Origin of the sequence: Streptomyces yunnanensis (genome assembly GCF_029011865.1) — a bacterium.
Classification (GTDB): Bacteria; Actinomycetota; Actinomycetes; order Streptomycetales; family Streptomycetaceae; genus Streptomyces; species Streptomyces yunnanensis.
The window spans coordinates 3150915-3170609 of the sequence record NZ_CP095749.1 but is presented as its reverse complement, the minus strand read 5'-3'; the positions used below and the strand labels follow the sequence as shown (position 1 = coordinate 3170609).

At 71.9% G+C, this 19695-nt stretch carries 22 protein-coding genes; 18 read left to right on the top strand and 4 right to left on the bottom strand.

Annotated features, from left to right (window positions below; genetic code table 11):
* The first annotated feature begins 3 nt into the window (after positions 1-3).
* The 4 genes from leuD (at position 4) to MOV08_RS13665 (ending at position 2068) form a co-directional block, all read left to right on the top strand.
* Positions 4-597 (top strand): 3-isopropylmalate dehydratase small subunit, encoded by a 594-nt coding sequence (gene leuD, locus MOV08_RS13680; RefSeq protein ID WP_039632470.1) that lies wholly within the window; start codon positions 4-6, stop codon positions 595-597.
* 136 nt (positions 598-733) lie between these two features.
* A complete protein-coding gene (locus tag MOV08_RS13675) occupies positions 734-979 on the top strand; it encodes an SCO5555 family protein (RefSeq protein ID WP_039632468.1) in 246 nt (81 codons plus the stop codon).
* A gap of 125 nt (positions 980-1104) precedes the next feature.
* Positions 1105-1764 carry an HU family DNA-binding protein gene (locus MOV08_RS13670; RefSeq protein WP_039632466.1) on the top strand — a complete coding sequence of 220 codons (660 nt, stop codon included), beginning with the start codon at positions 1105-1107 and terminating at the stop codon, positions 1762-1764.
* Positions 1765-1864: 100 nt separating this feature from the next.
* Positions 1865-2068 (top strand): hypothetical protein, encoded by a 204-nt coding sequence (locus tag MOV08_RS13665; RefSeq protein ID WP_039632464.1) that lies wholly within the window; start codon positions 1865-1867, stop codon positions 2066-2068.
* Here MOV08_RS13665 and cofC read toward each other — a convergent pair.
* Complete coding sequence (gene cofC / locus MOV08_RS13660) at positions 2049-2816, bottom strand: 2-phospho-L-lactate guanylyltransferase (RefSeq protein ID WP_275307626.1); 768 nt, start codon at positions 2814-2816, stop codon at positions 2049-2051. The two genes, MOV08_RS13665 and cofC, sit on opposite strands and share 20 nt — an antisense overlap.
* 140 nt (positions 2817-2956) lie before the next feature.
* On the opposite strand from cofC, the gene MOV08_RS13655 reads away from it, so the two are divergent.
* From MOV08_RS13655 to MOV08_RS13645, 3 genes are all read left to right on the top strand, one after another.
* A complete protein-coding gene (locus tag MOV08_RS13655; RefSeq protein WP_039632462.1) occupies positions 2957-3832 on the top strand; it encodes a lysophospholipid acyltransferase family protein in 876 nt (291 codons plus the stop codon).
* Positions 3829-4830: an NAD(P)H-dependent glycerol-3-phosphate dehydrogenase gene (locus MOV08_RS13650; protein ID WP_039632459.1), complete on the top strand. Its 1002-nt coding sequence runs from the start codon at positions 3829-3831 to the stop codon at positions 4828-4830. The genes MOV08_RS13655 and MOV08_RS13650 overlap by 4 nt, the downstream gene beginning before the upstream one ends.
* 94 nt (positions 4831-4924) lie before the next feature.
* Positions 4925-6061 (top strand): D-alanine--D-alanine ligase family protein, encoded by a 1137-nt coding sequence (locus MOV08_RS13645; protein ID WP_275307625.1) that lies wholly within the window; start codon positions 4925-4927, stop codon positions 6059-6061.
* A 201-nt stretch (positions 6062-6262) separates the two neighbouring features.
* Here the strand turns inward: MOV08_RS13645 and MOV08_RS13640 are convergent, their stop codons facing one another.
* A complete protein-coding gene (locus tag MOV08_RS13640) occupies positions 6263-6757 on the bottom strand; it encodes a DUF3515 domain-containing protein (protein WP_275307624.1) in 495 nt (164 codons plus the stop codon).
* 9 nt (positions 6758-6766) lie between these two features.
* Positions 6767-7000 carry an Lrp/AsnC family transcriptional regulator gene (locus tag MOV08_RS13635; RefSeq protein WP_039632455.1) on the bottom strand — a complete coding sequence of 78 codons (234 nt, stop codon included), beginning with the start codon at positions 6998-7000 and terminating at the stop codon, positions 6767-6769.
* Positions 7001-7157: 157 nt separating this feature from the next.
* On the opposite strand from MOV08_RS13635, the gene MOV08_RS13630 reads away from it, so the two are divergent.
* Together MOV08_RS13630 and thiD are read left to right on the top strand one after the other, a co-directional pair.
* Complete coding sequence (locus tag MOV08_RS13630; protein WP_039632453.1) at positions 7158-8126, top strand: thiamine-phosphate kinase; 969 nt, start codon at positions 7158-7160, stop codon at positions 8124-8126.
* 9 nt (positions 8127-8135) lie between these two features.
* The gene (thiD, locus tag MOV08_RS13625; RefSeq protein ID WP_078875734.1) at positions 8136-8954 is read left to right on the top strand and encodes a bifunctional hydroxymethylpyrimidine kinase/phosphomethylpyrimidine kinase; all 819 of its coding nucleotides are present in this window, start codon (positions 8136-8138) and stop codon (positions 8952-8954) included.
* Positions 8955-9091: 137 nt separating this feature from the next.
* On the opposite strand, the gene rpmB is transcribed toward thiD, so the two are convergent.
* On the bottom strand, positions 9092-9277 hold the full coding sequence (rpmB, locus tag MOV08_RS13620; protein ID WP_006602870.1) for a 50S ribosomal protein L28: 186 nt from the start codon (positions 9275-9277) through the stop codon (positions 9092-9094).
* 206 nt (positions 9278-9483) lie between these two features.
* Between rpmB and MOV08_RS13615 the strand changes: the two genes are divergently transcribed.
* The 9 genes from MOV08_RS13615 (at position 9484) to mutM (ending at position 19687) form a co-directional block, all read left to right on the top strand.
* On the top strand, positions 9484-11184 hold the full coding sequence (locus MOV08_RS13615) for a DAK2 domain-containing protein (RefSeq protein WP_420834152.1): 1701 nt from the start codon (positions 9484-9486) through the stop codon (positions 11182-11184).
* 107 nt (positions 11185-11291) lie between these two features.
* Positions 11292-14288 carry a helicase-related protein gene (locus MOV08_RS13610; protein ID WP_275307623.1) on the top strand — a complete coding sequence of 999 codons (2997 nt, stop codon included), beginning with the start codon at positions 11292-11294 and terminating at the stop codon, positions 14286-14288.
* Positions 14289-14463: 175 nt separating this feature from the next.
* Positions 14464-15063 (top strand): 16S rRNA (guanine(966)-N(2))-methyltransferase RsmD, encoded by a 600-nt coding sequence (rsmD, locus tag MOV08_RS13605; RefSeq protein WP_275307622.1) that lies wholly within the window; start codon positions 14464-14466, stop codon positions 15061-15063.
* The gene (coaD, locus tag MOV08_RS13600) at positions 15060-15572 is read left to right on the top strand and encodes a pantetheine-phosphate adenylyltransferase (protein ID WP_039632444.1); all 513 of its coding nucleotides are present in this window, start codon (positions 15060-15062) and stop codon (positions 15570-15572) included. Before rsmD ends, coaD begins: the two co-directional genes overlap by 4 nt.
* Before the next feature lie 128 nt (positions 15573-15700).
* Positions 15701-16798 carry a cell division initiation protein gene (locus MOV08_RS13595; protein WP_275307621.1) on the top strand — a complete coding sequence of 366 codons (1098 nt, stop codon included), beginning with the start codon at positions 15701-15703 and terminating at the stop codon, positions 16796-16798.
* A 199-nt stretch (positions 16799-16997) separates the two neighbouring features.
* Complete coding sequence (locus MOV08_RS13590) at positions 16998-17585, top strand: YceD family protein (RefSeq protein WP_039632440.1); 588 nt, start codon at positions 16998-17000, stop codon at positions 17583-17585.
* Positions 17586-17587: 2 nt separating this feature from the next.
* Positions 17588-17761 (top strand): 50S ribosomal protein L32, encoded by a 174-nt coding sequence (rpmF, locus tag MOV08_RS13585; RefSeq protein WP_039632438.1) that lies wholly within the window; start codon positions 17588-17590, stop codon positions 17759-17761.
* Between the two features lie 7 nt (positions 17762-17768).
* Positions 17769-18617: a ribonuclease III gene (rnc, locus tag MOV08_RS13580; protein ID WP_203232550.1), complete on the top strand. Its 849-nt coding sequence runs from the start codon at positions 17769-17771 to the stop codon at positions 18615-18617.
* Positions 18618-18739: 122 nt separating this feature from the next.
* Positions 18740-19687, top strand: a complete 948-nt coding sequence (gene mutM, locus MOV08_RS13575; RefSeq protein WP_039632434.1) for a bifunctional DNA-formamidopyrimidine glycosylase/DNA-(apurinic or apyrimidinic site) lyase — start codon at positions 18740-18742, stop codon at positions 19685-19687.
* Positions 19688-19695 lie beyond the last annotated feature (8 nt).

Below are 19695 nucleotides of genomic sequence, written 5' to 3'. Positions count from 1 at the left end.
ACCATGGAAGCTTTCACCACCCACACCGGCCGGGCCGTCCCGCTGCGCCGCAGCAACGTCGACACCGACCAGATCATCCCTGCCCACTGGCTGAAGAAGGTCACCCGCGACGGCTTCGAGGACGGGCTGTTCGAGGCGTGGCGCAAGGACCCGGAGTTCGTCCTCAACCAGGAGGCGTACAAGGGCGCGACCGTCCTGGTCGCGGGGCCCGACTTCGGCACCGGCTCCTCGCGCGAGCACGCCGTCTGGGCGCTGCAGAACTACGGCTTCAAGGCCGTCGTCTCCTCGCGGTTCGCGGACATCTTCCGCGGCAACTCCCTCAAGAACGGCCTGCTGACGGTGGTCCTGCCGCAGGAGACCGTGGACCGGCTGCAGAAGCTGGTGGAGTCCGACCCGACCGCCGAGGTGACGGTCGACCTGGTCAACCGCGAGGTCCGTGCCGAGGGCGTCACCGCCGGCTTCGAGCTGGACGAGAACGCTCGTTGGCGGTTGCTGGAGGGTCTGGACGACATCAGCCTCACCCTTCGGGAGGAGTCCGCCATCGCCGCCTACGAGGCGAACAGGCCCTCGTTCAAACCGCGTACCATCGAGGTCTGACCTCGGGTTTTATGGCTCAAAGGCTTATTGCGTACGATGCGCCCCCTGTGCAGTTGGCAGGGGGCGCATCGGCTTGTGGAGCCGGGCGTTGAGGCCCCGTGAAGCGACAACTCGCCGCAGATGGCACAATTAGCGCATGGAACGCGACGACCAACTCAAGCTCTACGGTTTCGTCGCCGACCGACTCAAGGACGCACACGCAAGGGTGCGGACACTGCAAGTCCCGGAGGGCGTACGGATGGCGCTGACCCGGAAGCTGCTCGTCATCACGGCCGCGGCTAAACACGATCTTGCGGACGCGGCAAGGCGTCTGGAGTGGTTCATGAGCGACCTTGACGAAGGTCGTTATCCCGAAGATGTGCATGCCGATGGAAGTCCGTGAAGGTCGAGTCCGTTGCGGCACAAGGGTGATTAGCCCGTTTCGTGTTTGATTTGCGGTATATATCTGCCTAACGTGCGAAAAAGCTTGGAAACTTTCGTTCCAGCAATGTCTCCGAAGGGGAAGACGTGAACAAGGCGCAGCTCGTAGAAGCCATTGCCGACAAGCTCGGTGGCCGCCAGAACGCCGCGGACGCGGTGGACGCCGTACTGGACGCAGTCGTCCGTGCAGTTGTCGCGGGCGACCGCGTTTCGGTCACCGGTTTCGGCTCGTTCGAGAAGGTGGACCGCCCGGCCCGTTACGCGCGTAACCCGCAGACGGGTGAGCGGGTGCGGGTCAAGAAGACCTCGGTGCCCCGTTTCCGCGCCGGTCAGGGCTTCAAGGACCTGGTGAGCGGCTCGAAGAAGCTCCCCAAGGGTGGCGAGGTCGCCGTCAAGAAGGCGCCCAAGGGCAGCCTGACCGGCGGCGCGGCCATCAAGAAGGCCGCGGCGAAGAAGGCCGTCGCCAAGAAGGCCGCTGCCAAGAAGGCGGCGCCCGCGAAGAAGGCCGCGGCGAAGAAGGTCACCGCGAAGAAGGTCACCGCGAAGAAGACCACGGCGAAGAAGGCGGCGCCCGCGAAGAAGGCCGCCGCGGCGAAGAAGGCCACCGCGGCGAAGAAGACCACCGCGAAGAAGGCCACGGCGAAGAAGACCGCGCCGGCCAAGAAGGCCACGGCGAAGAAGGCCCCTGCCAAGAAGGCCACGGCGCGCAAGACCACCGCCAAGAAGACCACCGCCCGCAAGCGGTAATTCCACAGCGGCAACCCAACGCCAGGCGCCGGGCCGGTCTCCCTCCGGGGAGCCCGGCCCGCGGTGCGTGCCCACCAGGGTCGCCGTCTACCCTTGCCCCATGCAGGCCACCGCGTACACCTACGACGAGACGACCCGCTCCGGCAGCGTGCTGCTGGACGACGGGACCCCGCTGTCCTTCGACGCGGCGGCCTTCGACGCCGGCGGCCTGCTCCTGCTGCGCCCCGGTCAGCGGGTGCGCATCGAGGTCACCGGCGAGGGTGACGCCCGGCGGATCGTCCTCGTCACGCTCCAGACGCTCTGACCTGCGGCGGCACCACACCGCCCGGAGCGCCCGACAGATCCCCGGCGCCGAGGATGCCGACGCGGCCCGGCGCGCTCAGCACGGTCGCCCACTCCGCCCAGCCCGGCACCCGCGGGGCCTGCCGCGCGGTGTGCGGGCCGACCCCCAGGGCCAGCGCGGCCCGCAGGTCCTCCCCGGTGTCCACGTCCTGGCGCACCGACGGCACGTCCGGCGCGGCGATCTCACGCGCCCCGGAGGCCAGGTGACGGGCCCGGGAGGGGCCACCGAAAGCCGGGTCCAATTCCGTACCGGAAGTCGCCGACAGAAGTGTTGTCCCGATTTCCGCCGCATCCGCGAGAAATGCCCGCGGAAATAGCGCGGCGGAATGGAGCACCGTCGCCAGCTCGGCCGGGCGGAGCGCCGGGAGATCGGCGTTCAGCGCGGCGACCGGTGCACCGGGCCGCCGGGCCCTTACCACGGCCGCGCCATGGGCCAGTGCGGCATTCAGTCCGTTGGCCGGAGCGTCCGGCACGATGCGCGCCCCCAGTGCCGCCAAGTGCTCCCCGGCCACCGGATCGTCCGTGACAACCGCCACATCCCGCACGTCCGCGCAGGCCAGCGCGGCGGCCACGGTGTCCAGCGCGAATGCCAGTGCCAACTTCGGCCGGAACTCCTCGCCGGCGGCCACGGAGAGCCTGCTCTTGGCCCGCACCAGCGGTTTCAGCGGCACTACGAGGCTCCAGCCCACATCCGCTCCGTCTCTTCGCATCGGGATCATTCTCACCTGCCGCCGGAACCTTTCCGGAGTGGCGGGGTTACGGTGTTCTCGACATAGCGGGTACTCGGGGCGACACTTGTGCGGCTGCCGGCTCGCAGCAGCTTCGCAGGTCCCACAAGGAGGGTGTCCCAGTGTCCCGCCGCAGAATCGGCTTCTGGTACCGCTTGGCCGCGGTCATCTGCAAACCGCCGCTCTTGGTTCTGTTCAAGCGGGACTGGCGGGGAATGGAGCACATTCCGGTCGACGGCGGTTTTATTACCGCGGTCAACCACAACTCGTATCTTGATCCGCTCTCCTATGCGCACTATCAGTACAACACCGGGCGGGTCCCCCGATTCCTCGCCAAGGCCGGACTCTTCAAGAGCGGCTTTGTCGGCCTGATGATGCGCGGAACGGGACAGATCCCGGTCTACCGCGAAACCACCGACGCGGCCACCGCCTTCCGGGCCGCCGTGAACGCCATCGAGAAGGGCGAATGCGTCGCCTTCTACCCCGAGGGCACCCTCACCCGTGACCCCGCGCACTGGCCGATGCAGGGCAAGACCGGCGCCGCCCGGGTCGCCCTGCTGACCAAGGCCCCGGTCATCCCCGTCGCCCAGTGGGGCGCCAACGAGGCGATGCCGCCCTACGCCAAGGAGAAGAAGCTCCAGCTCTTCCCGCGCAAGACGCTGCGGGTCAAGGCCGGTCCGCCGGTCGACCTCAGCGAGTTCTACGGTCAGGAGCCCACCGCCGAGGTGCTGCGCGCCGTGACCGAGAAGATCATGGCCGCCATCACCGCGGAGCTGGCGGGCATCCGCGGCGAGACCGCGCCGGCCGAACCGTTCGACTACCGCAAGGAAATCGCCAGGGAGCGGCGGGCCGCCCGCGAGGCCGCCCGGGCAGCCGCTGCCGCCGAGGCGGCCCGGACCGGCGACGCCGTCCTGGAACCGGCCGAGTCGGCCGCACCGGCCGCCCCCTCGCAGCAGGTCCGAAGCAACTCGCAGGCACAGGAGGATGAAGGCAAGTGACGCGCTGCGCCGTCTTCGGCACGGGGTCCTGGGGCACCGCATTCGCGATGGTGCTCGCCGACGCGGGATGCGAGGTGACCCTGTGGGGGCGCAGAGCGACCCTCGTCGACGCCATCAACACCGGCCGCACCAACCCGGACTACCTGCCGGGCGTCGAGCTGCCCGCGGGCGTACGGGCCACCACCGACCCCGCCGAGGCCGCCCGGGGCGCGGACTTCACCGTCCTCGCCGTGCCCTCCCAGACGCTGCGCGCCAACCTCGCCGAGTGGGCGCCCCTGCTGCCCTCCGACACGGTCCTGGTCTCGCTGATGAAGGGCGTCGAACTGGGCACCGCCAAGCGCATGAGCGAGGTCATCGAGGAGGTCGCCAAGGTCCCCGCGGAACGCGTCGCGGTGCTGACCGGCCCCAACCTCGCCAAGGAGGTCGCCGCCCGGCAGCCCGCCGCGGCCGTCGTGGCCTGCGTCGACGAGTCCGTCGCCCAGCGCCTGCAGACCGCCTGTCACACCGCGTACTTCCGCCCGTACACCAACACCGACGTGGTGGGCTGCGAACTGGGCGGCGCGGTCAAGAACGTCATCGCGCTCGCGGTCGGCATCGCCACCGGCATGGGCCTGGGCGACAACGCCAAGGCGTCCCTGATCACCCGCGGGCTGGCCGAGACCACCCGGCTCGGCCTGGCGATGGGCGCCGACGCGCACACCTTCGCGGGCCTGGCCGGCATGGGCGACCTCGTCGCCACCTGCTCCTCGCCGCTCTCCCGCAACAACACCTTCGGCACCAACCTCGGCCGCGGCATGTCCCTGGCGGAGACCATCGCGGTCACCAAGCAGACCGCGGAGGGCGTCAAGTCCTGCGAGTCCGTGCTGGATCTGGCCCGCCGGCACGGCGTCGACATGCCACTCACCGAGACCGTGGTGGAGATCGTCCACGAGGGCAAGCCGCCGCTGGTGGCCCTCAAGGGGCTGATGTCCCGCAGCGCCAAGCCCGAGCGCCACTGACCGCCCGCTCGTCACCCCGCCCCCGCCCCGCCGGGCCACCGATGGCCGCCGCAGCACTGCCGCGGCCCCTACCAGCAGGTACCCTCAAGCCGATATGAGCAGCGAGACCTCCTCCCACAAGCCCCGCGTCGCCGTCGTGTTCGGCGGCCGCAGCTCCGAGCACGCCATCTCCGTGGTCACCGCCGGAGCCGTGCTGGCCGCCATCGACCGCGACAAGTACGACGTGCTGCCCATCGGCATCACGCCCGACGGACGCTGGGCGCTGACCGCCGACGACCCCGCGCGGATGGCGATCACGGACCGGACGCTGCCCAGCGTGGCCGACCTCGCCGAGGGCGGCGACGGCACGGTGGTGCTCTCCGCCGACCCCACCTCCCGTGAGGTCGTCTACAGCGAGCCGGGAGCGGTCCCCAAGGCGCTCGGCGAGGTCGACGTCGTCTTCCCCGTGCTGCACGGCCCGTACGGCGAGGACGGCACGCTCCAGGGCCTGCTGGAGCTGTCCGGGGTGCCCTACGTCGGCTCCGGCGTGCTCGCCTCGGCCGTCGGCCAGGACAAGGACTACATGAAGCGGGTGTTCGCCTCCTTCGGGCTGCCGGTCGGCCCGTACGAGGTCATCCGCCCGCGCGAGTGGGAGAACGACCCCGCGGCGGCCCGCAGGAAGATCGTGGACTTCGCCGGGGAGCACGGCTGGCCGCTGTTCGTGAAGCCCGCCCGGGCCGGCTCGTCGATGGGCATCAGCAAGGTCGACGACCTGGCCGGGCTCGACGAGGCGATCGAGGAGGCGCGGCGCCACGACCCCAAGATCATCGTGGAGTCGCTGCTGCGCGGCCGGGAGATCGAGTGCGGGGTGCTGGAGTTCGAGGACGGCCCGCGGGCCAGCGTCCCGGCCGAGATCCCGCCGGTCACCGCCCACGACTTCTACGACTTCGAGGCCAAGTACATCGACTCGGCCGCCGGCATAGTGCCGGCGCCGCTGACGCCCGGGCAGACCGCCGAGATCCAGGAGCTGGCGATCGCGGCCTTCGAGGCGGCGTCCTGCGAGGGCCTGGTCCGCGCGGACTTCTTCCTCCAGGACAACGGCGAGTTCGTGATCAACGAGATCAACACGCTGCCCGGCTTCACGCCCATCTCGATGTACCCGCGGATGTGGCAGGAGAGCGGCGTCAGCTACCCGGAACTCATCGACCGGCTGCTGCAGGCGGCCCTGAGCCGCTCCACGGGGCTGCGCTGAACGGCCCCCGGGGGGCGGGCGAACGGATCCCCTAGGGGACGGGTGCGCCCCTTGCGGGGCCCAACGCGGCCGGGGCGGGCGGTATTCCGGTGTGCGGCCGGGCGCGGCGACGGCAGTGGTCCGTGGCGGCGGCGGTCGGTACGCCGCCGGGCCGGACGGCCGCGCGGGCACCGCGGTACGGGCCCGCTGCGTACGCGCCGGCTAGATCCCGGCCGGAATGGCCTGCCCCACCGCGCTCGCGAGATCGGGCAGCACGTTGACCTCCGGGGCGTACTTCCCCGGCACGGTCACCTCGACGTAGACCTTCCGCAGCACCGTCGTGAAGCGGTAGCCGTCGTCCTGCTTCTCGAAGAGCCACTCGACGCCGTCGACTTCCGCCGAGTCGGGGTTGGGGTTGTAATGTTCACTCCCGTGCCTGAGCACCTCCGGCTTGGGCACCCCGCAGCGCAGCACCACGGCAGGATCGCCCCATATGGCAGTGAAGTCCGAGACCGGCTCGGCGGTACCCCGTTCCAGCCCGTCCACGGTCCGCGGCAGGTCCCGGTGGAGTGCCCGGCAGTGTTGTGCGGCCTCATCCGTCGGGGACGGCGCGGCCACCTCCGGGGCGGACGAGCAGCCCGCCACCGCGGACACCGTGGCGAGCAGGGGCAGGGCGGCCAGGTACCGGTGTCTCGCGCGTATCACCCGGCCGAGCATACGGGGGAGCTAGATATGGACCACCGGGCAGGTGAGCGTCCGCGTGATGCCTTCCACTTGCTGGACCTTCGCGACCACCATGCGGCCCAGCTCATCGACAGTGTCCGCCTGCGCGCGCACGATGACGTCATAGGGGCCGGTCACGTCCTCGGCCGTCAGGACGCCGGGGATCTTCGCGATCACCTCCGCCACCGCCGAGGCTCTGCCGACCTCGGTCTGGATCAGGATGTAAGCCTGTACCACGGAACCTCCAGGCGGCTACGAGGATCATGTGGGAAGAAGGGACGCTACGGTACCGCGTCACCGAGCGGAGCGGGGAGACCCGCGCGGTGAACAGGGCCAGCGCGGCGCAGTCGTCAGCCACGTACGGACCGTCCGTACACATGGGAAGGGCAACAGCATGAAGGGCACCGTGGGCGAGCTGGGGGAGTTCGGGCTTATCAGAGAGCTCACCTCCCGGCTCACCTCCACTCCCGCCGTACGGATCGGGCCGGGGGACGACGCCGCGGTGGTCACCGCGCCGGACCGCAGGGTCGTCGCCAGTACCGACATTCTCCTCGAAGGACGGCACTTCCGCCGCGACTGGTCCACCGCCTACGACGTGGGTCGCAAGGCCGCCGCGCAGAACCTCGCCGACATCGCGGCGATGGGCGCGGTGCCCACCGCGATCCTGCTCGGCCTGGTCGTCCCCGCCGAACTCCCCGCGACCTGGGCCACCGAGCTGATGGACGGGCTGCGCGACGAATGCCAGGTGGCCGGCGCCGCGGTGGTCGGCGGGGACGTCGTCCGGGGTGACACCATCACCGTCGCCATCACCGCCCTCGGCGACCTGCGCAACCAGGAGCCGGTGACCCGGGCCGGCGCCCAGCCCGGCGACGTGGTCGCGGTCACCGGCTGGCTCGGCTGGTCCGCCGCCGGCCACGCGGTGCTCACCCGCGGCTTCCGCTCCCCGCGCGCCTTCGTGGAGGCCCACCGCCGCCCCGAACCGCCCTACCACGCCGGCCCGGCCGCCGCGGGGCTCGGCGCCACCGCCATGACCGACGTCAGCGACGGCCTCGTCGCCGACCTCGGGCACATCGCCGAGGCCAGCAAGGTCCGCATCGACCTGCGCTCGGCCAGCATCGACATCCCCTCGCAGATGTCCGACATCGGCACGGCGGTCGGCGTGGACCCGATGCAGTGGGTGCTCAACGGCGGCGAGGACCACGCCATCGTGGCCACCTTCCCGCCCGACGTGAAGCTGCCCGCCCGCTGGAAGGTGATCGGCGAGGTCCTCAACCCCTCGGCGCTGCCCCAGGTGACGGTGGACGGCGCCCCCTGGGCGAAGGCCGGCTGGGACCACTTCGGCGACAACGGGGACGCCGAGTAGATTCGCGGCATGCAGACACCTCCCCGCGTGCTGACCGTCGCCGGCTCCGACTCCGGCGGCGGTGCGGGCATCCAGGCCGACCTGAAGACGATGCTGGCGCTGGGCACCCACGGCATGAGCGTGCTCACCGCCGTCACCGCCCAGAACTCCCTGGGCGTCCAGGGCGCGTGGGAACTGCCCGTCGAGGCGGTGCGCGCCCAGTTCCGCAGCGTCGTCGACGACATCGGCGTCCAGGCCGTGAAGACCGGGATGCTCTCCTCGGCCGCGCTCGTGGAAACCGTCGCGGAACTGCTCGCCGAGCTCACCGTCCCGGTCGTGATCGACCCCGTCGGCGTCTCCAAGCACGGCGACGCCCTGCTCGCCGCCTCCGCGCTGGACGCGGTCCGCAGCAAGCTGCTGCCCACCGCGACGGTCGCCACCCCCAACCTCGACGAGGTGACACAGCTCACCGGTATACGGGTGCACACCGCGGACGGGATGCGCCGGGCCGCCGACGCGATCCTGGCGTGCGGGCCGCGGTGGGTGCTCATCAAGGGCGGCCACCTGCCGTCCGACGCGGCGGACGCGGCCGGCGACGCGGTGGATCTGCTCACCGACGGCAGCCAGGAGCACTGGCTGCGCGCCCCCCGTCACGACAACCGGCACACCCACGGCACCGGATGCACCCTCGCCAGCGCCCTGGCCGCCCGGCTCGCCCAGGGGGACACCGTCCCGCAGGCCGCCGCGGCGGCGAAGGAGTACGTCACCGGCGCCATCGCGGCCGGCTTCCGGCTGGGCGCGGGCATCGGACCCGTCGACCACGGGTGGCGGCTGCACGGCGGGCACTGACCACGGGGCGGGCACCGACCGTGGTGCCCCCGGGGCTACCGGAGCAAGGGCGGTCTCCCGGAGCAACGGCAGAAGCCGGCCCACCGAGGTGGACCGGCTTCACAAGCAACCGGAGGGGCTGCGCTACGGCTAAGTCGTCAGCGCGAGACCTTGCCGGCCTTGATGCACGAGGTGCAGGCGTTCAGCTTCTTCGGCGTGCGCCCGATCACTGCACGCACCGTCTGGATGTTGGGGTTCCAACGACGGTTGGTACGGCGATGCGAGTGCGAGACACTCTTGCCGAAGCCCGGCCCCTTGCCGCAGACGTCGCAGTTGGCAGCCACGGGTCACTCCAAAGACTTCAGATGCACTTACGGTGAGAACCCATCGGGCCGAGTGCATGGCCGTGCCGGCGCCGACGGGAGAGGAATGGCCCGATTTTCATCGGGCAACCGGAGCAGCATACAACGGCCGCTCCCTCTGGACGAAACTATCACGCACCCTCCGGCCCCCGCCCCGGCCTCCCCACCGGACCGCGACTACTGTGCGGGTGCATCCCGCGACCCTCCAGGAGGACGACGTGCCCTACCCGCTCGACGCCGCCGCCGTCCGCACCTGGTGCGGGTTGGCCCTGGAGGCGCTCGGACGGGAACGGGAGCGGATCGACGCGATCAACGTCTACCCGGTCGCCGACGGCGACACCGGCACCAACCTCTACCTGACGCTGGAGTCGGCCGCCCGCGCGGTCGAGGCCGCCTTCGACGGCCACGGTTCCGCCGGCACCGCGCCCGCGCTCGCCGACGCCGTGGGCGCCATGGCGCACGGCGCCCTCATCGGGGCGCGCGGCAACTCCGGCACCATCCTGGCCCAGCTGCTGCGCGGCATGGCCCAGGTACTGGTCGCCGCCCCGGCCGGGGAGACGGGCGCCGCGGAGGCACTGCGGCGGGCGCTGCGCCGGGCCGCGACGGCGGCCTACGAGGCGGTCGCACACCCCGTGGAGGGCACCGTGCTGACCGTGGCGACCGCCGCGGCCGGCGCCGCCGAGCGGACCGCCGGCGGGGCCGCCGGGGTCGCGGAGGTCGCCCGGGCCGCCCACCGGGGCGCGGCCGAGGCGCTGGAGGCCACTCCCGGCCAACTCGCGGTGCTGGGAAAGGCGGGGGTGGTGGACGCCGGCGGCTGCGGGCTGGTGGCCCTGTTGGGCGCGCTCGCCGACGCCCTGTCCGGGGAGGTCACCGCCGTCCCCGTCGCCGTACGGGCCGGCGGCCCGCCGCCCGAGCCGTTCGGCTGCGCGGTGGCAGGCGCGGGGGACGCGGCGGCGGAGGGCTGCGCCGACCCGCATGCCGGCGGCCCCGCCTTCGAGGTGATCTACCTGCTGGAGGCCGGGGACGCCGAGGTGGACCGGCTGCGGGCCCGGCTCGACCGGCTCGGCGACTCGCTGGTGGTGGTCGGCGGGGACGGGCTGTGGAACGTCCATGTGCACGTCGACGACGCCGGGGCCGCGGTGGAGGCCGGCATCGAGGCCGGCCGGCCGTACCGGATCCGGATCACCCACTTCGGCGCGGGCCCGCGGGGCAAGGAGCCCGCGCTGGCGGCCCGGGCCGTCGTCGCGGTGGTGCCGGGCGCCGGGCTCGCCGGGCTCTGCGCCGAGGCCGGCGCGACGACGGTGACGGTGCGCCCCGGGGAGCCGCCGGCCAGCGGCGAACTGGTCCAGGCGATCCGGCAGGCCCGCGCCCGCGAGGTGATGCTGCTGCCCAACGACCCCGAGCTGCGGCACACCGCGGCGGCCGCCGCAGAACAGGCCCGGGCCGAGGGCGTACGGGTCGCCGTCATCCCCACCCGCTCCGCCGTCCAGGGCCTCGCCGCGCTGGCGGTGCACGAGCCGGGCCGCAGCTTCGACGAGGACGTGGTCGCGATGACCGCGGCGGCCGGCGCCACCCGCTACGCCGAGCTGGCCGTCGCCGAGCACCAGTCCTGGACGATGGCCGGGGTCTGCCAGGCCGGGGACGTGCTCGGCCTGATCGACGGCGATGTCGCGGTGATCGGGCCCGACCTGGCCCGTACCGCGATGACGGTGCTCGACCGGATGCTCTCCGCCGGCGGCGAACTGGTCACCCTGGTTCTCGGCGCGGACGTCCCCGAGGCGCTCGGCGAACGGCTGGAGCGGCATGTGCGCGCACGCCATCTGGCGGTGGACACCGTCGTCTACGAAGGCGGCGAATACGCGGCGCCGCTGTTGATCGGCGTGGAATAGCGCGCCGTACCGGGTATCGAGAAGGCCGCCCGGAATGCCGTCCGGTTCCGGAATTCCCGGCCGCGGAAAGCGGCGTCGGTGGCTCGTTGTCAGTGGCGTGGTGTGCAATGGAACGCGTGGCAGCGCTCGACGAACCCCTGAAGAAAATCCTCGGCGGCACCACCGCGAAGGTCCTGGCCGAACACCTCGGCCTGGAAACGGTCGGCGATCTGCTGCACCACTATCCGCGGCGCTATGCCGAGCGCGGTGAGCTGACCCGGCTCTCCGACCTGCCGCTGGACGAGCACGTCACGGTCGTCGCCCAGGTCGCCGACGCCCGCGTCCTCACCTTCAACCACGGCCGCGGACAGCGGCTGGAGGTGACCCTCACGGACGGCAGCGGCCGGCTCCAGCTGGTCTTCTTCGGCAAGGGCATCCACAAGCCGCACAAGGACCTGCTGCCCGGGAGGCGCGCGATGTTCGCGGGCAAGGTCTCGGTCTTCAACCGCAAACTCCAACTGGCCCACCCCGAATACGAACTCCTCGACCGGGACGCCGACAACGGCGTCGTCGACGCCTTCGCCCATCAGCTCATGCCGATCTATCCGGCGTGCCAGCAGATGGCCTCCTGGAAGATCGCCAAGGCGGTGGACGCGGTGCTGCCCAGCGCCCAGGACGCGGTGGACCCGCTGCCCCCGGGGCTGCGCGAGGGCCGCGCCCTGATCCCGCTCACCGAGGCGCTGCTGAAGATCCACCGTCCCGGCACCAAGGCCGACATCGCCGACGCCCGGGCCCGGCTGAAGTGGGACGAGGCGTTCGTCCTGCAGGTCGCGCTCGCCCGCCGCCGCTTCGCCGACTCCCAACTCCCCGCCGCACCAAGGAAGTTGACCCCGGGCGGCATCCTCGACGCGTTCGACGCCCGGCTGCCCTTCACGCTCACCGAGGGCCAGACGAAGGTCAGCCGGGAGATCTTCGACGACCTGGCGACCGAGCACCCGATGCACCGCCTCCTCCAGGGCGAGGTCGGCTCCGGCAAGGCCCAGCCGCTGGACGCCCTGGTGCTCACCCCGCGCGGCTTCCGCCCCATGGGAGAGATGGCGCTGGGCACCGAAGTGGTGGTGCCCAGCGGCGGGACCGCCCTGGTGGACGGGGTGTTCCCGCAGGGCGAGCGGGAGGTGTGGCGGCTGGTGCTGTCCGACGGCAGCACCGTCGAGTGCGACGACGAGCACCTGTGGATCGTCGCGTCCCGGGCCACGGGGGAGCGGGTGCTGACCACCCGCGCGCTGCGGGCCGACCTGCTGGACGACGACGGCCGGCCGCGCTGGTCGATCGCCCCGGCCACCCCGGTCGACCTCGACGACGGCGGCCCGCGCCCGCTCGACGCGTACGAGCTGGGCCGCACCGTGGGCGCGGGCGGCGCCGCGCCGGCCGGCCGCGCCGTCCCCGACGCCTACCGCAACGCCCCCGTCAAGGACCGCCGGGCGCTGCTCGCCGGCCTGTTGGACGCCGGCGGCGAGCCCCTCGGCACCGACGCTGCCGCCCGGGTCTTCCGCGCCGCCCCGGCCCCGTTGGCCGCCGACCTCGCCTGGCTGGCGCGCTCCCTGGGCGGCACGGCCCGCAGCGCCCCGGCGGCCGGCGGCGGTCACGACGTCACGGTCGCGGTCCCCGAGGAACCCGAGGAAGGCGCCGGCGGCGACGCCTTCCGGCGCACCGTCCTGGCCGTCGAGCACGTCGGCCGCAGGCCCGTCCAGTGCATCAGCGTCGCGCACCCCTCCCACGCCTATGTGACCGACCACTTCACGGTCACCCACAACACCATGGTCGCGCTGCGCGCCATGCTCGGCGTCGTCGACAGCGGTGGTCAGGCGGCGATGCTCGCCCCCACCGAGGTGCTGGCCCAGCAGCACCACCGCTCCGTCACCGAGATGATGGGCGACCTGGCCGAAGGAGGGATGCTGGGCGGCGCGGAGCGGGGCACCAAGGTGGTGCTGCTGACCGGTTCGATGGGCGCCGCGGCCCGCCGGCAGGCGCTGCTCGACCTGGTCACCGGCGAGGCCGGCGTCGTGATCGGGACGCACGCGCTGATCGAGGACGTGGTGCAGTTCCACGACCTGGGCCTGGTGGTCGTCGACGAGCAGCACCGCTTCGGTGTCGAGCAGCGCGACGCCCTGCGCTCCAAGGGCAAGCAACCGCCGCACCTGCTGGTGATGACCGCGACGCCGATCCCGCGGACGGTCGCCATGACCGTCTTCGGCGATCTGGAGACCTCGGTGCTGGACCAGCTCCCCGCCGGCCGCTCGCCGATCGCCAGCCATGTGGTGCCCGCCAAGGACAAGCCGCACTTCCTCGCCCGCGCCTGGGAGCGGGTCCGCGAGGAGGTGGCCGCCGGCCACCAGGCGTATGTGGTCTGCCCGCGGATCGGCGACGACGAGGAGCCCCCCGCGCCCAAGGGGAAGAAGGCCAAGGACCCGGCGGCGCAGCCGAGTTCACCGGAGGACCTGGCCGAGAAGCGCCCCCCGCTGGCCGTCCTCGACATCGCCGAGCAACTGGGCAAGGGCCCCCTCGCCGGCCTGCGGGTGGCGGTGCTGCACGGCCGGATGGCCCCGGACGACAAGGACGACGTGATGCGCCGGTTCGCCGCCGGCGAGTTGGACGTACTGGTCGCCACCACGGTCATCGAGGTCGGCGTCAACGTCCCCAACGCCACCGTCATGGTGATCATGGACGCGGACCGCTTCGGCGTCTCCCAGCTCCACCAGCTCCGCGGCCGGGTCGGCCGTGGCGCGGCACCCGGCCTGTGCCTACTGGTCAGCGAGATGCCCGAGGCGAGCCCGGCCCGCGCCCGGCTCGCCGCGGTCGCCGCCACCCTCGACGGCTTCGAACTCTCCCGCATCGACCTGGAACAGCGGCGCGAGGGCGACGTCCTGGGCCAGGCGCAGTCCGGCGTCCGCTCCTCGCTGCGGATGCTCGCGGTCATCGACGACGAGGAGGTGATCACGGCGGCCCGTGAGGAGGCCACCGCCCTGGTCGCCGCCGACCCGGAGCTGACCGGCTGTCCCGAACTGCGGACCGCGCTGTCGGCCCTGTTGGACGACGAACGGGAGAGCTATCTGGACAAGGGCTGAATCCGGACAAAGGTCGAGCCGTGGGCACCGGCCGACCGCACCCGGCCCGTGAGAACGATCACGGTCGGGCGGTGCCGGGGGCGGACCCGCCCCGCGGGGGACGGACATATCGTGGGAGAGCGGAGTCCACCGGGCCCCGCCCCTCTCCGACCACGCTCAACGTAAGGACGGGCCCATGACCCGCGTGATCGCCGGCAAGGCCGGCGGCCGCCGCCTCGCCGTACCACCGGGCAACGGCACCCGCCCGACCTCCGACCGCGCGCGCGAGGGCATGTTCTCCACCTGGGAGTCGCTCGACGGCCCGCTGGCCGGTGCCCGGGTGCTCGACCTCTACGGCGGTTCCGGCGCGGTCGGCCTGGAGGCGCTCTCCCGCGGCGCCGCGCACGTCCTGCTGGTCGAGGCCGATCCCCGCGCCGTCCGCACCATCCGGGAGAACGTCAAGGCGGTCGGCCTGCCCGGCGCGGAGGTCCGCCCCGGCAAGGCCGAGCAGACCGCCGCGACCCCGGCCCCCGGCGAGCCGTACGACGTCATCTTCCTGGACCCGCCGTACGCGGTCGGCGACGCCGAACTCCGCGAGATTCTGCTCACACTCCGTGGTCAGGGGTGGCTTGCCGCGGAGGCACTCGTCACCGTGGAGCGGAGCACCCGGGGCGGCACGTTCACCTGGCCGGACGGATTCGAAGCGATCAGGGCCCGTCGCTACGGCGAGGGGACGCTTTGGTACGGTCGCGCCGCTTCGGCTTCCGCCGAACCGACGTCAGCAACCCTGTCATGAACGGACCGGAGAGCGAGGAGACGAAGTTGCGCCGCGCCGTCTGTCCGGGGTCCTTCGACCCCATCACCAACGGGCACCTGGACATCATCGCCCGGGCCTCCAAGCTGTACGACGTCGTCCATGTCGCCGTCATGATCAACCAGTCCAAGCAGGGCCTGTTCACGGTCGAGGAGCGGATCGACCTGATCCGGCGGGCCACCGCCGATTACGGCAACGTCGAGGTCGAGGCGTTCCACGGCCTGCTCGTCGACTTCTGCAAGCAGCGCGACATCCCGGCCATCGTCAAGGGCCTGCGCGCGGTCAGCGACTTCGACTACGAACTCCAGATGGCCCAGATGAACAACGGCCTCTCCGGGGTGGAGACGCTCTTCGTGCCGACCAATCCCACCTACAGCTTCCTCTCCTCCAGCCTGGTCAAGGAGGTCGCGGCCTGGGGCGGCGACGTCTCCCACCTGGTCCCGCCGTTCGTCCTGGAGGCACTGACCGAACGGCTCCGCAAGAAGCCGTGACCCGGTACCCGGTGCGGTAGGACCGACCCTGTTCTGACGGATCGTCAGTAGGTGTCGGGACGGGGGCTCCTGGCCGTACAGTCGTCCCGTTCCGTCCTTACGATCCTGCAGAGAGTGGCGAGTCCAAGGTGGACGTCCAGAAGAAGCTCGACGACATCGTCGCAGCCGTCGGCAGCGCCCGGTCCGTGCCCATGTCGGCCTCGTGCGTGGTCAACCGCGCCGAGCTGCTCGCCATGCTGGAGGAAGTGCGCGGCGCGCTGCCCGGTTCCCTGGCCCAGGCGCAGGAACTCCTCGGCGGGCGCGAGCAGATGGTGGAGGAGGCCCGCGCCGAGGCCGAGCGGATCATCGAGTCCGCGCACAGCCAGCGCGGTTCGCTGATCTCGGACACCGAGGTGGTCCGACAGGCCCAGGACGAGGCGGACCGCGTCCTGGCCGAGGCCCGTCAGGAGGCCGAGGAGATCCGCATCCAGGCCGACGACTACGTCGACAGCAAGCTCGCCAACTTCGAGGTCGTGCTCACCAAGACCATCGGCGCTGTCGACCGCGGCCGGGAGAAGCTGCTCGGTCGCGGCCCCGGCCTCGACGAAATGGGCCACGAGGACGTCGAGGCCCCCGAGCGCAGCGCCGACCCGGAAACCCTCAAGCAGCGCGCCGACACCTATGTGGACGCCAAGTTCGGTGCCTTTCAGGCCGTCCTGACCAAGACCCTGGAGGCGGTCGGCCGCGGCCGGGACAAGCTCCAGGGCGCCCGCCCGATCGACGAGCTCGCCGACCACCTCGCCGCCCAGAGCGACCCGCACACCGCCGCCCCGCCGCAGGCCGACGCGGACTACCTCGCCGGCCTGGCGGGCGTCACCCCGCTCCAGGAGGCCCCGCAGGCGGTGCCCCAGGAGGCGATCCACGACCCGCAGCCCGGCTACTACGACGGCCAGGCCGTCGCCTACCAGCAGTCGGACGGCTACTCCTACCAGCAGCACACGGAGCAGGTCCCCTACGCCCAGCACCAGGACCTCTACGGCTACGACTGGCAGCAGTCGGCCGGCCAGGTGCCGCAGCAGGGCTATGACGCGGGCGTCGGCTACCAGCCGTCGCAGCTGCCCCAGCAGCCCCAGCACGTTCCCCAGGCCCCCGGCACCCAGCCCGCCGCCCTGGACGAGACCAGCCTCTTCGACACCAGCCTGATCAACCTCGACCAGCTGCGGCAGTACGAAGAGGGCCGTCACTAAGCACCGCCGGCCTCCGTGGCCGAGGGGCGACGGGGCGGATTGGGCCTATCGGGGGCCGTCCAGTATCCTGGCTGTTCGGTCGCGTGTATGCCCGCGATCACTGCTGCCCGCACGCCGGATACCGGCCGTGGGCGGCTGATACCGCAGTACAGAAAGCAGGAAAGCCATCAACGCCCGCCTCGACCACCGTTCCCCGCTCGTGTTCGACACACGCGAGCTGGGCCGTCGTCCCGGCACGCTCAAGCGGCTCTCCCGCTCCGTCGAGGCCCCCGCGGACCTCGGCAACGAGATCATCGGAGCGCCCGAGGGCGAGCCGATCGAGCTCGACCTCCGCCTGGAAGCGGTCATGGACGGGGTGCTTGTCACAGGTACCGCCCGTGCGACCGTGAAGGGGGAGTGCGTAAGGTGTCTGGAGCCGCTAGAGCGAGTGCTCGAAGCGGACTTCCAGGAGCTGTTCACCTACCCCGACGCCGACGTCCGGACTGCTGAGTCCGGCGACGACGCCGAGGACGAGGAGGACACGTTCTACATCGAGGACGATCTGTTCGACCTCGAACCCGTGCTGCGGGACGCGGTGGTGCTGGCACTGCCGCTGCAGCCGGTGTGCCGGGAGGACTGCCCGGGCCTGTGTTCCGATTGCGGAGCGCGGCTGGCGGACGACCCGGACCACCACCACGACGCCGTCGACATGCGCTGGGCGGCACTGCAGGAACTCGTCGGGTCCAACCAGGACCACGAGATGGACAATGAACCCCGCGACGGCGGGGATGAACCTCAGGAGAAGTAGCCGTGGCTGTTCCGAAGCGGAAGATGTCGCGCAGCAACACGCGCCACCGCCGGTCGCAGTGGAAGGCTGCGGTCCCCACCCTGGTTGCGTGCGAGCGCTGCCAGGAGCCGAAGCTGCAGCACATCGCGTGCCCGAGCTGCGGCACCTACAACAAGCGCCAGGTCATCGCGGTCTGAGCGGCTGGTGACAGGCACTGTGTCTAGCCCGAAGAAGGCAGAAGACAGCCCTTCCTCACCCCGCAAGCGCGGTGAGGAAACGGCACCGGCGGACACGGCCTCGTCCCTCTCGCTTCTGGAAGGGCGGCTCGGGTACACACTTGAGTCCGCCCTTCTGGTGCGTGCGCTGACGCATCGCTCGTACGCCTACGAGAACGGCGGTCTGCCCACCAACGAGCGGCTCGAATTCCTCGGGGATTCGGTCCTCGGCCTGGTGGTCACGGACACGCTGTACCGCATCCACCCCGACCTGCCGGAAGGCCAGCTGGCCAAGTTGCGGGCCGCGGTGGTCAACTCGCGGGCGCTCGCCGAGGTGGGCCGCGGCCTCGACCTCGGCGCCTTCATCCGCCTCGGACGGGGCGAAGAGGGTACGGGCGGCCGGGACAAGGCGTCCATCCTCGCCGACACCCTGGAAGCGGTGATCGGCGCGGTCTATCTCGACCAGGGCCTCGACGCGGCCGGCGAGCTGGTACACCGGCTCTTCGACCCGCTCATCGAGAAGTCCTCCAGCCTGGGCGCCGGCCTGGACTGGAAGACAAGTCTCCAGGAGCTCACCGCGACCGAGGGCCTCGGGGTCCCGGAATATCTGGTCACCGAGACCGGCCCGGACCACGAGAAGACCTTTACTGCTGCTGCCCGCGTCGGTGGTGTCTCGTACGGCACCGGCACCGGCCGCAGCAAGAAGGAAGCCGAGCAGCAGGCGGCCGAGTCCGCATGGCGCGCGATCCGCGCGGCGGCGGACGAGGCGGCAGGGAAGGCGCCGGAAGGCGACGACCCGGCTCAGGCTTCCGGCGACACCCCGTCGCCGACACACTGAACCACCGCTTCTGACCCCTCCCGGGTGGCCACACGGCCGCCCGGGAGGGGTCAGAGGTCTTTCCGGAGTCCCCTGACTCCGCCTTGTTTCCCCCCTTTCCGCGAGGACCGTGAGGAGCGCCCGTGCCCGAGCTGCCCGAGGTCGAAGTCGTCCGCCGCGGCCTTGCGCGCTGGGTCAGCGGCCGCACCATCGACACGGTCGAGGTCCGCCACCCGCGCGCCATCCGCCGGCACACCGCCGGCGCGGAGGACTTCGCCGCCCGGCTCACCGGGCTGCGGGTCGGCCCGGCCCGCCGCCGCGGCAAGTACCTCTGGCTCCCGGTGACCGGCGGCGGCCCGGCCGCCCAGAGCGCAGCCGAGGGCATCGCCCCGGTCGTCACCCCGTCCGTCACCCACGGACTGGCGATCCTCGCCCACCTCGGCATGAGCGGACAACTGCTGGTCCAGCCGCAGGACGCCCCCGACGAGAAGCACCTGCGGATCCGGATCCGCTTCACCGACGCCGACACCCCCGCCGAGGCCGCCGGCACCGAACTGCGCTTCGTCGACCAACGCACCTTCGGCGGCCTCTCGCTGCACGACACCGTGCCCGGCGACCCCGACCTGCTGCCCGACGTGATCGCGCACATCGCCCGGGACCCGCTCGACCCGGCCTTCGACGACGCCGCCTTCCACGACGCGCTGCGCCGCCGCCGGACCACGATCAAGCGTGCGCTGCTCGACCAGACCCTGATCAGCGGCGTCGGCAACATCTACGCCGACGAGGCGCTGTGGCGCTCCCGGCTCCACTACGACCGGCCGACCGCCACCTTCACCCGGCCCCGCACCGCCGAACTGCTCGGGCACGTCCGGGACGTGATGACCGCCGCGCTGGCCGTCGGCGGCACCAGCTTCGACAGCCTCTACGTCAACGTCAACGGCGAGTCCGGCTACTTCGAGCGGGCCCTGGACGCCTACGGCCGCGAGGACGAGCCCTGCCGCCGCTGCGGCACGCCCATCCGGCGCCGCCCCTGGATGAACCGGTCCAGCTACTTCTGCCCGCGCTGCCAGCGCCCGCCGCGGCCGCACTGAGCCGGCCC

What these genes read in the sequence shown, in the direction of transcription:
- MOV08_RS13610 (WP_275307623.1), top strand. Translation starts at nt 11,292, where the DNA reads ATGGAACGCGTGGCAGCGCTCGACGAACCCCTGAAGAAAATCCTCGGC.
- MOV08_RS13630 (WP_039632453.1), top strand. Translation starts at nt 7,158, where the DNA reads ATGAAGGGCACCGTGGGCGAGCTGGGGGAGTTCGGGCTTATCAGAGAG.
- thiD (WP_078875734.1), top strand. Translation starts at nt 8,136, where the DNA reads ATGCAGACACCTCCCCGCGTGCTGACCGTCGCCGGCTCCGACTCCGGC.
- rsmD (WP_275307622.1), top strand. Translation starts at nt 14,464, where the DNA reads ATGACCCGCGTGATCGCCGGCAAGGCCGGCGGCCGCCGCCTCGCCGTA.
- cofC (WP_275307626.1), bottom strand. Translation starts at nt 2,816, where the DNA reads ATGCGAAGAGACGGAGCGGATGTGGGCTGGAGCCTCGTAGTGCCGCTG.
- MOV08_RS13640 (WP_275307624.1), bottom strand. Translation starts at nt 6,757, where the DNA reads ATGCTCGGCCGGGTGATACGCGCGAGACACCGGTACCTGGCCGCCCTG.
- MOV08_RS13645 (WP_275307625.1), top strand. Translation starts at nt 4,925, where the DNA reads ATGAGCAGCGAGACCTCCTCCCACAAGCCCCGCGTCGCCGTCGTGTTC.
- coaD (WP_039632444.1), top strand. Translation starts at nt 15,060, where the DNA reads ATGAACGGACCGGAGAGCGAGGAGACGAAGTTGCGCCGCGCCGTCTGT.
- MOV08_RS13665 (WP_039632464.1), top strand. Translation starts at nt 1,865, where the DNA reads ATGCAGGCCACCGCGTACACCTACGACGAGACGACCCGCTCCGGCAGC.
- MOV08_RS13675 (WP_039632468.1), top strand. Translation starts at nt 734, where the DNA reads ATGGAACGCGACGACCAACTCAAGCTCTACGGTTTCGTCGCCGACCGA.
- leuD (WP_039632470.1), top strand. Translation starts at nt 4, where the DNA reads ATGGAAGCTTTCACCACCCACACCGGCCGGGCCGTCCCGCTGCGCCGC.